Source organism: Cytobacillus sp. FSL R5-0377 (assembly GCF_038004385.1).
In the GTDB taxonomy this organism is placed as follows: domain Bacteria; phylum Bacillota; class Bacilli; order Bacillales; family Cytobacillaceae; genus Cytobacillus.
In genome coordinates, this window is the sequence record NZ_JBBORA010000001.1 from 4,562,428 (window position 1) to 4,576,696 (window position 14,269).

Sequence of the window (14,269 nt, forward strand, 5' to 3'; positions counted from 1 at the left end):
TTGAGTAAAGTAGTTTTATTTTGTTTCCCGTATGCAGGGGGATCTGAGGCGGTCTTTTATAACTGGAAAAAACACCTTTCACCCAACATTGATTTACAGCCGATACACTATGCAGGGCGAGGAAAAAGGTTCAATGAAAAGTGTTATTCCAATTTTAATGAAGCTGTGAAGGATATATGTGAACAGATAATTCCTGTGATAAAAGAAAGGGATTATGCTTTCTTTGGTCATAGTATGGGTGGGTTAATTGCCTATGAGGTATGTGTCTGCCTATTGGAGAAAGGATATAAGCCACCTGTTCATTTGTTCATGTCAGGTATTAAACCGCCAAATAAAATCCGGACAAAAAAAATTCATCAGTTGCCTGATCAAGAGTTCAAAGAAGAATTATACAAATTTAACGGCACACCTTTAGAGGTTATTAATAATGAACAGTTAATGGAGATTTTTATTCCTATTCTTCGAGCTGATTTTAAGTTGATAGAGGAGTATGTTTGTAATTCCGAAATAAAGAAATTAAATAGTGGAATCACTGTAATGTATGGTTGTGATGAAAATATGTCTGATCAAGAAATGAGTAAGTGGTCTGACTATACTCATCATGACACGGAGGTATTAAAATATCCAGGTGACCATTTCTTCATTAGCGAACATTATAAGGAAATAGTAAATAAGATGAACAAAACATTGTTAAGAAGAGGGGTATATTATGGTTACTACGAATAGTTTTAAAACGGAAGAAGAGAATTATTGGGCTGCAAAATTTTCGAAGGGTTTGGAAATAAGCAGTTTTGCTCAATTTGACTCAAGTAGAAATATTCGTTCAAAAGGGTATCTTACGTATAAATTACCAGATGAAACCTCATCTGGATTGTGTGCTATGAGTAATCAATCTGAGTATGGGTTATATCTTATTTTAATAACTGGTGTAAAATACCTCCTTTCTGTATATACACGTTCAAGTGATATCTCAATTGGAACGCCGGTAATAAAATCTCCTGCAGGCGCCGCATATCAAGACAATCCGCTTATAATTAAAAGCTGCATAAAAGAAAACATGAGTTTTAAAGAGTTCCTCCTTTCAGTTAAAGAAGATGTGGTATTATCCAATAAAAACCAGCAAATATCCAAATATACCTTAGAAAAATTACATGGCAGCGGCACAGAAGAAGGATCTATCTTCAGACCCCGCACAATTGTCCAGCTATCAAACATCAATGCACCTGTTTCCAGTTATAAGGAGTACGCAGATGCCGTATTCCAATTTTGTTGGGATGAAAGCGGGATACATTGCAACGTTACCTATAACAAGCATACAGATGAGTTTGTACAGCGTTTAATGGAACAGATGAATCGTTTTTTTACTAGAGTGATTCAAGATCCAAATCAGAAGCTTCAAAACATAGAAATTGTATCTAATGAAGAACGCCGCTTAATTGAGCATGACTTTAATAACTCATCTAAGCCTTACCCTAAAGGGTCTTCTGTTGTTGAATTATTTGAAAAACAAGTTTTAAGAACACCAGATGACACAGCTGTCGTTTATCAAAGCCAAGAGCTAACTTATCAGGAAATGAATAGTAAGGCCAATAAGCTGGCTAAGCATTTAATAAAGAACGGTGTTACAGAAGGTGATGTAGTGGCACTGATGATTGATCGTTCTTTAGAATTACCAGTAGCTGCATTAGGAATATTAAAAGCCGGTGCTGCTTACATGCCCTTAGACCCGAGCTACCCTAAAGAACGCATTAAGTATTTACTGCAGAATACTAATATACATTACATACTGAAAGATAATAAAATTTCGTTAGACATTATATCGGATCAGACTACTGTTAACATGGATCATTTTATGGAATGTGATGAATCACATGAAAACCCTAATTTAGAGGTATCACCTGAGAGTTTAATGTATGTCTTATATACATCAGGAAGTACCGGTGAGCCTAAGGGTGTGATGGTTAAAAGGAATTCATTTGTAAATTTGGTGAATTGGTACACGAATGAATTTAAACTGGATTGTACAGATCATGTTTTATTAGTAGCTCCAATAAGTTTCGACACAGCCCATAAAAATATATTTGCCCCTTTAATTATCGGAGGTAAATTACATATTTATGAATCAGGTGTGTATGACTATAACAAAATGTCCGATTATATATACTCCAGGAAAATTACCGTATTTAATAGTACACCGAGTGGTTTTTATCCTCTTGTTTCATATAACGAGGGTTCGGATTTCCACAGATTGACTGCACTTAAGTATATATTTCTCGGTGGGGAGCCAATAAATAATAAAAAAATAAAACCGTTGATGGATTCTACAGCCTTGAATTGTGAAGTGATAAATACGTATGGACCTACTGAATGTACGGATTTAGCATCCTTCTATCGTATAAATGATCATGATTTTACTAAAGGGGAAAGTATTCCTATAGGTAAGCCCTTAGATAACACAGAATTGTATATAGTTGATCACAATATGAACATGGTACCTATTGGGGTTGTAGGGGAATTATGTATAGGTGGAGCGGGAGTATCAAAAGGATACATCAATGACCCAGGCCTTTCTGACGAGAAGTTTATTAATGTACCATTCAGTAACAGTAATAAAGTTTATAGAACTGGCGATTTAGCTCGATGGATGCCAGATGGCAATATTGAGTTTATAGGCAGAAAAGATAATCTCACAAAAGTCAGAGGTTATCGGGTTGAGATAGGAGAAATTGAAAATGCATTGTTAAAACATCAAAATGTTGATGAAGCAGTGGTGATTGCACTTGCCGATGAAGTTGGATCTAAAACATTATCTGCATTTTTTTCATCGGATTTTAAAATCCCAGCTTCTGAATTGAGAAAGTTTTTACTGGATCTGCTTCCTGAATTCATGATCCCAAATAACTTTATTCAATTAGAAAAGTTTCCTTTAAATCAAAATAAAAAGATTGATCGAAAAGCACTGACAAAATTGGAATATCTCCCCACTTCAGACTTTAATTATGTTGCACCTGAGACAGAAGCAGAAAAGTACATCGTTAAATTATGGGAAGAAACATTGAATATCAATCCTATAGGAATAAACGATGACTTTTTTGAAATTGGAGGACATTCTTTAAAAGCAGCTGCCATTATTTTAAAGGTAAATCATTCATTTAATGCAGGGTTACAGATAAGCGACTTATTTAAACACCCGACGATCAAGGAACTTGCAACATTAGTAAATAAACAGCAAAAGAATGTTAGTGCTGCTATCCAGCCTGTGGAATCAAGGGAGTATTATCCTGCAACTTCCCAGCAGAAAAGACAATTCATTATGTGGCAAATAAATAAAGAATCTGTAGCTTATAACTTGCCTGCAGCGACTATGCTGGACGGTCCACTTGATTACGTGCGTATTGATAACGTATTTCAAGAACTAGTCCGAAGGCATGAATCACTTCGAACTTCCTTCTCTTTTGTCAATAATGATTTAGTTCAGAAGGTTCACCCAGAAATGCAAGTAAAAGTCGAATTTATTGAAAATCTAGATAGTGATATAGAAGAAGAATTAAAAAGTTTCATGAATCCATTTAATTTATACACACCCCCGTTATTCAGAGTGAAGTTAGTAAAAATAGAAAACAACAAACATTTGTTATTGACAGACTTCCATCATATTATTTTTGACGGCATATCCATGGATATAATCATGGATGATTTTATAAATTTATATAACAATAAAAAACTGGAAGAAAATAATATCCACTATAAAGATTATGCAGTATGGCAGGAAAACTTTTTTAATTCTGAAAATTTTAAAAGCACTGAAGAATATTGGTTGAACAAGTTCATAGACGGAGGTGCTCGTCTTGAATTAAATACTGATTACCCCAGAAATACAGAACAGAATATATATTCTGATCAAATGACCCTAACTCTGGAACCGCATTTGGCAGCTAAATTAAGAGGAACGGCAGCTGAAAACGGCAGTACGCTTTACACTTTAATGTTAACTGCATTAAATATATTACTAAATAAATACACAGGACAAGATGATATTTCCATTGGCACTCCTTCTTCCGGCAGATTTCATACCGGTTTGGACAATGCTGTTGGCATGTTTGTAAACACTATAGTAATGAGGAATTTTCCTAATCCTGAAAAAAGCGTCAGAGAATTTTTAGAAGAAGTAAATAATTGTGTAGTTGAAAGCCTTGACCATGAAGATTATCCATTTGAGGAATTAGTGGACCAAATAGATGTTGAACGTAATTCAGAAAGAAATCCTCTTTTTGATATAATGTTCTCTCTTCAAAATATAGAAGAAAATGAAAATATTATAAGCGAAAATGAGGAATTAACCTATTACAAATATCCATTTGAAAGTAATATGACGCAGTTTGACATCTCAATAGACACCTTTGTTCAAAAAAATAAGGTAGAACTGAAATTTAAATATGCTAAACAACTTTTTAAAAAAGAAACACTAAAGAGAATGGCACAGCATTACTTGCAAATACTATCTTTTATTTCTGATAACACTGAGAGCTCAATAAAGGATGTTGAGATATTATCTCGTGAGGAAACAGAGCAATTATTAGCAGATTTTAATCATACAAAAACATTTGCTAAAGAAGGAACAACTATACAAGATTTATTTATCTCTCAGGCTATCATTTGTAATACAGAGGCTAGTCTTGTGGATAACAATTCCATTGTTAGTTATGAGGAATTAGACAAGAGGTCAAATCAGTTATCACGTTTTTTGAGGAAAACTGGAGTTAAACGGAATACTGTAGTCGGGATAATGGCTGAACCTTCTGTAAATATGGCAGTCGGGATGCTTGGTATTTTAAAAGCTGGAGGTGCATACCTGCCTATAGACCCAAAATTCCCTCAACAGAGAATCAATTATCTTATTAAAGATAGTCAGTGCAGTATAGTGTTAACAGACCAGGAAAATGAACATAAATTTGATGATAGAGTTAGAACTGTGCTGTTAAATCATACTACCTATAAAGAAGAACTCTCCCGCTATATTGAAAACATAAACCAGCCTGAAGATTTAGCCTATGTTATATATACGTCTGGTACAACTGGCAAACCAAAAGGCGTGATGATCGAACACAAAAATGTAGTAAATCAGTTAGTTGGATTAAGAGATACTTTTAATGTAGAAAGCGGATTACATCATATATTACTAGCTAAATTTACATTTGATGCTTCAGTCCAACAAATTTTCCTTCCATTAACAACAGGTGGTACATTATATATTCCTAAAGTGGAACATACCTTTGATCCTGATAAGATCTGGGAATATATAGTCAGCAATAATATTAAGGTATTGGATATTGCACCAACACATTTAAAAATGTTAATGAGCAAAATGGATAAAATGCATAAGTTTCGATTTATCTTTTTAGGTGGGGAGGTATTATCGAAGAGTCTTTATAATGCTTTGGTGAAGACATCTGATGTTGAAATGGTCGTAAACTTTTATGGGCCAACAGAAACAACGATTAATACAACTTACCATATTTGTGAAGGCAGCTATTATAGTTCTATACCGATTGGAAGGCCGCTAAATAATTATAAGGTTTACCTCTTAGATCAAAATTTAAAGCCTGTCCCAATTGGAGTCACTGGCGAGTTATGTATAGCGGGTGAAGGGGTAGGGAGAGGGTATCTTAATAATGAAGCTTTAACTCAAGAAAGATTCGTATGTAATCCATTTGGCTCTGAAGGCTATACAAGGATGTATAGAACAGGAGATTTAGCAAGATGGCTGCCGAATGGAGAAGTTGATTATATAGGAAGAGCAGATCACCAGGTGAATTTAAATGGAGTGCGACTGAACTCAGAAGAAATTAAGGACGAACTTCTTCAGCACGAGGACATTACCGATGCTGTAGCGGTGGTTAAGAGAAGTGGAGAAGATAAAGAATATCTATGTGCTTATTTAACATCTCACCGTAAATTGACCAGTACGGAACTAAGGCAGCATCTCATGAGAAATTTGCCGGAATACATGATTCCTTCCCACTTTGTGAGGCTAGAAAGGATTCCTTTAACAAGCAGCGATAAGGTAGATATTAACTTTTTAATGCAATTAGAGGACAATGAGTACCTTTTTTCCGGTACACCATATGAAGCACCTGCAACAAACTTAGAAAAAGAGATTGCGGATATATGGAAAGAAGTATTGAACTTGTCCGAAGTTGGCGTAAATGATCATTTTTTTGAAATAGGGGGAAATTCTTTAACCATAGTGCAGGTTGCGGAAAAGCTAAACAAAAAGTTAAATAAAGAAATTAGTGTAGTGACATTATTCCGATTTACCACTATTCACACACTTGCTAATGAGTTAAACAAAGATGATGTATTTGATGTTAATGCACAGAATGAAATAAAGAATAGAGAGCAGGGCAGAATGAATGCCCGAAATAGATTATTGGAAAGAAGGCAAAGAAAGGGGGGGGAAGATGATACAAACCAATAATGATCAAACTGGCCTGGAAATTGCCATTATAGGTATGTCGTGCAGGTTTCCGGAAGCTGAAAATGTTGATGTTTTCTGGGAAAATTTAAAGGCTGGGAAAGCTTCTGTTTCTAAATTTACCGATGAGGAATTACTTCACTCAGGGATAAGTGAAGAGACTATAAAGGACCCTAGATACGTTAAGGCTGGTGGAGCCATTGAAGGGACTGAAAGCTTTGATTTAAATGTTTTTGAATATTCACCACGCGAAGCAGAAGTTATGGATCCGCAATTAAAAGTACTGCACGAGTGCGCATGGGAGGCATTGGAACATAGTGGGTATTTAACGGCCGACCATCAGTTCCTGATAGGTACTTATATAGGCGCTTCTACGAATTTGTACTGGATGGGTACAGTTTTTAATAATGCTAAAGATTATTTAAAGGAAGCAGAGTTATTAAATGGATCTCAATTCTTTAGTACGAGGATTGCACACAAATTAAATTTGAAAGGACCCAGCTATACTGTTCAAACTGCATGTTCTTCTTCTTTGGTAGCAATTCACTTGGCTTGCCAGGCTTTATTAAGTGGAGATTGTGATATATCTTTGGCAGGTGGTGTCTCTCTAACGTTACCCGAGAAAAGGGGGCACATGTATCAGGATGGAATGATTCTGTCTCCAGATGGACAATGCAGACCGTTTGATGAGGATGCAAATGGTACAGTTAACGGAAATGGGGCTGGATTCATTGTCTTGAAGCGGCTGGAGGATGCTATTAATGATGGAGACTCTATACATGCAGTGATTAAAGGGTCTGCAATAAATAATGATGGGGCTGATAAGGTCAGTTTTACAGCCCCTAGTGTAGAAGGACAGGCAAATGTTATTAAAGCTGCACATAGAATGGCAGATGTTGAACCTGAAACGATATCATATGTAGAGGCTCATGGAACAGGAACTAAGTTAGGTGATCCGATAGAGGTTGAAGCACTAAAACTTGCATTCAATTCTAAAGAAAAAGATTTTTGCGGGCTTGGATCAGTTAAAGCTAATATAGGGCATCTGGATAATGCTGCGGGTATAGCGGGTGTATTAAAGACTGTACAAGCTATAAAGCATAAAATGATTCCACCAAGTATTAATTACAAGAAAGCAAATAAAAACATTAATTTTGAGTCTAGTCCATTCTATGTTAATTCGGAATTAATAGAATGGAATAGCCCTTCTCCATTAAGGGCGGGAGTAAGCTCATTTGGAATGGGGGGGACTAATGCTCATATTGTACTTGAAGAGGCACCGAAAAAAGAGTCTGAACTCGAGATTAAAACGGATCAACTCCTTTGTCTGTCTGCACAAACAAAAGAATCACTCGAAAGTCAGACAAAACGTCTTGCAATATATTTAAAGAATAACCAAGACGTCAATCTGGCTGATGTTTCTTATACACTTTTAAATGGCAGAAAAAAATTAAAGTATAAAAGAGCAGTTGTTGCATCAGATGCGAAAGATGCCAGTGAAGTACTTGAAACTCTTGACCCGCTAAGAGTTATGAATGGCAGTTCTAAGGGGAACGGCTCACAAACTGTCTTTATGTTTCCCGGTCAGGGGTCACAATATATAAATATGGGGTTGGATTTATATAAGCAATATAGTGTGTTTCGTAATGAAATAGATAGGTGTTTTCATCTTCTCCAAGAGATTAGTGGTACTGACTTTAAAAAATTCTTATACCCTTCAGCCCAAAAAGCCATAGACAGTGAAGAATTAAATCAAACATTAAACACTCAGCCAATTATGTTTAGCTTTGAGTATGCAACAGCTAAATTGTTAATGCATTGGGGAATACAACCCCAGAAAATGATTGGCCACAGTCTGGGTGAATATGTTGCTTCCTGCTTATCTGGTGTTCTTTCTTTAAAAGACGCGTTAAAGCTAGTGCACAAGCGTGCAACATTAATGCAAAGTTTATCACAGGGCAGTATGGTAAGTGTTTTAGCTTCCGTGGATCAGATCAAGCCCTTATTGACACCAGGATTAGCTATTGCGGCAGTTAATAGCAGAGTATCTTGTGTAGTTTCAGGGAATTTCGATACAATGAGCATTTTTAAAAATCTATTACGTGAAATGGGCTGCGAATATAAAGATTTGCCAGCCTCACATGCTTTTCATTCTCCTATGATGGAGCCTATCTTAAGCGAATTTGCTGATTTTGTGGAGAGGGTTGAATTAAATAGTCCGGCAATACCTTATCTTTCTAATGTTACTGGTGACTGGATTACAGTTCAACAGGCGACTAGCGCAAGATATTGGGTTGACCATTTGCGGCATACAGTCCTCTTTTCTGATGGCATTCGCGTCTTATTGAAAGAAAAGGAAAATGTTTACCTTGAAGTCGGCCCAGGAAGAACACTAAGCACTTTGCTTATGCAAAATATAGTTGAAGAGCTGCATCCTCTCATAATTAATACTGTACGTCACTCAAAGATGAAAATGGCAGATGACTCCTTTTTATTGCAAAATTTAGGTAAATTATTCGTGAATGGTATTAAGATAGATTGGATGAGACTCTTCGGTTCTGAGAAGCGAACAAGAATCCCTTTACCTACCTATCCTTTTGATAGGACTCACTATAGTGTTTTAGGCAAGGAGAAAAATGTTGATTCAGATGTCGTTTCTAAAAGCATCAGTGAAATTAACATATCCTCTGTGACTAGATCAAAATTCAGTAAAGAAGAAATTGTGTTACAAACGTTTAAGGATGTAACTGGGTTAGTGAATATTGACTACTTCGATAATTTCTTTGAAAAAGGCGGGGATTCCTTAACCGCTGTAAATGTTGTAACACGGCTGCAGAAAGAGTTTGATATAACTATCAATCATTTATTTGAATTTCCTACTGCATATGAGCTTGCAAAAAGCATTAACCATTTAAAAGATAAACAATTTAGCAAAAAGGAATTGGCTGAATTTTTGACATATAGAGGAAAGCGACATCAAATGCTTAAGGGAAATAAAGAAGAGTATATTGAAAAAAAGAAAGAGTATGAGAAGAAGCTGATTTCAATTCAGCAAGAACATGCAGTAGAAAACCTAGTCTATAAAAATATCTTATTGACAGGCAGTACTGGATATCTTGGTATCTATTTATTACGTGATCTTCTTATTCATACAGGAGCTGCTGTTCACCTTATTGTAAGAGGCAATAATGTGGAAGGAGCTAATAAACGGTTACAAATGAAAGTTATTTCATATTTTGGGGAAGCGTTCTACAATGATTTCAGCCATAGGTTGTTTGTTTACGCTGGTGATTTAGTAAAGAAAAATTTAGGACTGGATCCACATGAATATGAAAAGCTCAGTAAAAGTGTCGAATGTATAATACATTCTGCAGGTAACGTTAGCCATTACGGTAAGTATGAAGATTCCTTTAACATGAATGTTAAGTCTACTAAAAATTTAGTCGAATTCTCTCTTCGGAATGTAAAAAAGGATTTTAATCATATCTCTACTTTAGCGGTAGCCTCCGGGAATATTGATGGCTATAAGGATATATTGTTTACAGAATATGATCATGATTTAGGACAATCTATATCTAATCCATACCCAAATACAAAACTGGAAGCAGAAAAGGTCTTGACAGAAGTTAGAAGAAAAGGAGTATGCGTAAACATCTTTAGAGTGGGGAATATCGTGTTTGATTCCGAAAGTGGAAGGTTCCAAGAGAATATTGAACAGAATGCTATTTATACAATGTTAAGGTCCTATATTGCGCTGGGGTTTGTTCCTGAAATGGAACGTGATACTGATTTCAGCTGTGTTGATGATGTGAGCAGAGCAATTACATGCTTATTTAATAAGAAAGAACTAAGAAATGAAACCTACCACATTTCTAATCCTGAACATGTTAGTTTTTCTGATTTATTAACAATGCCAGGTCTTAATATAGAAATCAGCAAAATGACACTTCAGGAGTTTATTTATTATATCTATGATGACGAACGGTATGAGCAGCATGCGGCTAACATTTATAATTTACAACTACACAGCGTTGGGGAGGATTTATCCCGTGTAAATCATGAAGAAGAAACTGTATTTCATATTAAATCTGATAAAACGAATCAACAATTAAAGAACATTGGATTTGAATGGAGAAAAATTGATGATCAATTAATTAAGAAAATGATTCAATATGGCCAGGAAGTTAACTATTTCCAAAACAAAGAAGGGGTGACTCCGTGAAGAAACTAGAGTACTTTCCACTTTCTCATCCTCAGAAAAGAATATGGCTTATAGAAAAAGTTAATCCAAGTCAGCCCATGCATAATATTGGCGGGGTTGTTAGAATTGCTGGGAATGTAGATTTTCCCTCATTAGAATATTCTATTAATGAGTTTATAAAGAATAATTCTGGTATCCGACATCGTTTTACAGAAACTAATAATGATGTAAAGCAATATATTTGTGAATATCGATGGCTGAATATAGCTCTTTATGAATTTAACAATGAAGAGGAGCTGCAAGCATGGATTCGAGAAGAAGCAAAGACTCCTTTTAATCTCTATGAAGAGGATTTGTACCGATTTAAATTTTTTAAACTAACTGATTCCGGCGAAAGTGGTTATTTGGTTAAGGTGCATCATATAATCTCTGACGGCTGGTCTATTAATATATTAGCTTCCGAAGTCTTTAACGTTTATAAAGAGGTTATTAAGGGTGGAGCAGTACCTGTTTCTAATAAAGAGACTTATACTTATTTCCTAAATAGGGAAGAAAACTATTTATCTTCTAAACGTTTTTTTAAGAATAAAGAGTACTGGATGAAGAAATTCACTCCTGTTCCTTTTAGTACAGAAAAAACTGTATTAGAATGTTCGGTTGGGGAAAGAAAATCCTTTAAAATTTCAAGTCATGTTACTAGAAGGGTAAAAAGGTTTACTAGTGAACATGATGTCTCAATATATTCTTTCTTTGTAGCATTATATTATATGTATTTATATAAGGTTACGAATCACAAGGACCTAACGATTGGAATGCCAGTACTTAATAGGGCTGGCAAAAAGGAAAAAAATATATTTGGGATGTTTACGAGTACAATGCCTTTTCGGTATATCTTGAACGGAGAAATGACTGCAGCAGATGTTGTAAAGGGTATTAATAACGAGCTAACAAACTGTTACTTTCATCAAAAGTATCCCTATAATTTACTCGTACAAGATCTTGAGTTAAAAAAGAAGGATTTTGGGGATTTATTTTCTGCCTGTATTAATTATTACAACACGAATTTACCTACCGAACTAGATGGAGCGAAAGTTTCAAATGAAGAATTTTACAATGGAACACAAATATACGACCTTCAGGTCATTATTCGTGAATGGTCGGAGCATGAATTTAATTTAGATTTTGATTATAAGACTCATAAATTTGAAGACACACAGATAGAAATGATCTTCGAATGTATGATGTTTCTCATTGAACAAATGTTAGATGGAGGAGAAGATCAAAAATTAGATGATATACAGCTATTGTCAAAAAGAATGAAATCTCAATTAATTGAACAGTACAATGATACGCAGGTTGAATATCCAAAACAAAAAACGATACAAGAGCTTTTTAAAGATCAAGTGGAGAGAACACCTAATAAGATTGCCATAACTTTAGGAGGCAGCGCTCTCTCCTATCGAAATTTAGATAAAAAATCGAATCAGATTGCAAATTATTTAGTCAGGAAGGGGGTTACCACAAATACAGTAGTTGGGGTTGCAATGACCCACTCATTCGAAACAATTATCGGAATATTAGGTATCTTGAAAGCTGGAGGGGTTTATTTACCAATCGATCCTCAGTATCCTTTGGACAGAATTAATTACATGATGAAGGACGCAAATATGTCCATATTATTATCGAACATCAGTTTGGAATATTCGGAGATTACAGATCAGGTGGAAATAATAGACTTGAGATCTTCCGCGATATACGAAAATACTCCAGTAGCCTTTGATAAAAATGTAAGGTATTCAGACCTGGCATACATTATTTATACATCTGGGTCAACTGGTAAACCTAAAGGAGCGATGATAACACAACAGGGCTTAGTCAATTATATTACTTGGGCTCAAAAAGAATATATAGGCGCAGGCGAAGAAGAAGTTTTTCCTTTATATTCATCCCTTGCTTTTGATCTGACAGTAACATCCATTTTTACCCCCTTAATTTCAGGAAGTCAAATCGTTATATACCCTCAAGACAAAAATGAGTATGTCTTATATAAGATTATAAAGGAGCAAAAGGCAACAATAATAAAACTCACTCCTTCTCATTTGTCCATACTGTTAGATGCAGATTTAGACATGACTGCAATTCGCAAAATTATAGTAGGGGGGGATAGTTTCCCGGTCAAACTGGCGAATAGATTACAGGAAAAAACAAAGGGGAAGACTATAATTTACAATGAATATGGTCCAACAGAAACCGTTGTTGGGTGTATGATACACCAATTTAATACTGTTCAGGATGACAGACTGACCGTACCGATTGGGAAGCCTATTCAAAATGTACAAATCTATTTGTTAGATTCCAAACATAGCCCAGTACCCGTCGGAGAGGCAGGAGAAATATTTATTGCAGGAGCGGGCGTGGCGAAAGGTTATTTAAATAACCCTGAGTTAACATCAGAGAGATTTATAAATAATCCATTTTCATCTGAAGGGCTGATGTATAGAACAGGTGACTTAGGCAAGTTTATAGAAGTGGATAAGATGGAGTACATAAGAAGAGTGGATGACCAAATAAAGGTTCGCGGATTTCGCATTGAATTAGCAGAGATTGAAAGGAGTATTGAACGTTATCCTGGTATTAAGGAAGCCGTAGTTGTGAAGAAACAATATGTTAATGGTTCGGAATACTTATGTGCCTACTATACAGGAGATGCAAAAATAGCTTCAAAGGAAATAATGAATTTATTGAGAGATTTCTTACCAGATTATATGGTGCCTTCTTATTTTATACAGCTTGAAGAACTACCTTTAACTACTAACGCAAAGATAGACCGGAGTGCACTGCCAGAACCTGAGTTCGATAAGAGTTCTATTTCCAATGCAAATAAAACTGAAGAGTTGTTAAGTGTGGTTTCTGACGTATTAAATACACCAGATGTGGATATACAAGATAATTTTTATTATCTTGGGGGGGATTCCATCAAGGCTATACAGCTGGTATCCAGACTGAATGAAAAAGGATTTACTATTAAGACAAAAGATATTTTGGCGAATCCCGTAATGGCTGACATGATTTTATATCTAGAATTAAATCACAATGGCTCAAACAATATTAATCAGCCAGGTGAGGGTACATTAAAAGGTTTACCTGCTGCAGATTGGTTTTTCTCACAGGATTTTTATAACAAAAATCATTATACACAATCATTATTGCTTAAACTATCTGATGATGTAGATTCTGAATTACTAATAAAGGCATTGCAATATGTAGTGCAGAGACACGACTCTTTTTGTTTGAATTTTTCAAATAAAGATCATTGTCTTTATTTTAATGAGAGCCACCGGAATAAACAAATAAAGGTGAAAAGGCATGATTTATCGGGACACTCCACAGTAAAACAGCTGAAAGAGATTGAGAGAACCGGAGAACTGTTAAAAGCGAGTATAAATATAAACAGCGATTTCTTATTGAAGGCAAGTTTCTTTGAAATGGGTACAAACGGAAGAAGGCTGTTGATTACATCACATCACCTGGCCATTGATGGGGTTTCATGGCGAATATTACTTGAAGAGTTAAATCAAACCTATTCCCAGCTA

At 35.4% G+C, this 14,269-nt stretch carries 4 protein-coding genes (1 of these 4 cut by a window edge); all 4 read left to right on the forward strand.

All coding sequences use genetic code 11. The features are described 5' to 3' along the window. Tightly spaced (each overlapping or abutting the next), the 4 genes in view from NSQ49_RS23215 to NSQ49_RS23230 form a layout consistent with a single transcriptional unit that may run on beyond the window. Window positions 1–726: a thioesterase II family protein gene (locus NSQ49_RS23215; RefSeq protein WP_251284127.1), complete on the forward strand. Its 726-nt coding sequence runs from the start codon at window positions 1–3 to the stop codon at window positions 724–726. Next, entirely contained in the window at window positions 710–6,478 is a 5,769-nt protein-coding gene (locus tag NSQ49_RS23220) for a non-ribosomal peptide synthetase (protein WP_251284128.1), read from the forward strand. The genes NSQ49_RS23215 and NSQ49_RS23220 overlap by 17 nt, the downstream gene beginning before the upstream one ends. Next, a complete protein-coding gene (locus NSQ49_RS23225) occupies window positions 6,462–10,697 on the forward strand; it encodes a beta-ketoacyl synthase N-terminal-like domain-containing protein (protein WP_341071419.1) in 4,236 nt (1,411 codons plus the stop codon). The genes NSQ49_RS23220 and NSQ49_RS23225 overlap by 17 nt, the downstream gene beginning before the upstream one ends. After that, window positions 10,694–14,269 carry the 5' portion of an amino acid adenylation domain-containing protein gene (locus tag NSQ49_RS23230; protein WP_251284130.1) on the forward strand. Its footprint extends 906 nt past the window's final position, so the window shows 3,576 of its 4,482 coding nt (coding positions 1–3,576); the start codon lies at window positions 10,694–10,696; the stop codon falls past the right edge of the window. The genes NSQ49_RS23225 and NSQ49_RS23230 overlap by 4 nt, the downstream gene beginning before the upstream one ends.

Excerpts from the sequence above, each read along its gene's own strand:
- NSQ49_RS23225 (WP_341071419.1), top strand. The coding sequence starts at position 6,462 with ATGATACAAACCAATAATGATCAAACTGGCCTGGAAATTGCCATTATA.
- NSQ49_RS23220 (WP_251284128.1), top strand. The coding sequence starts at position 710 with ATGGTTACTACGAATAGTTTTAAAACGGAAGAAGAGAATTATTGGGCT.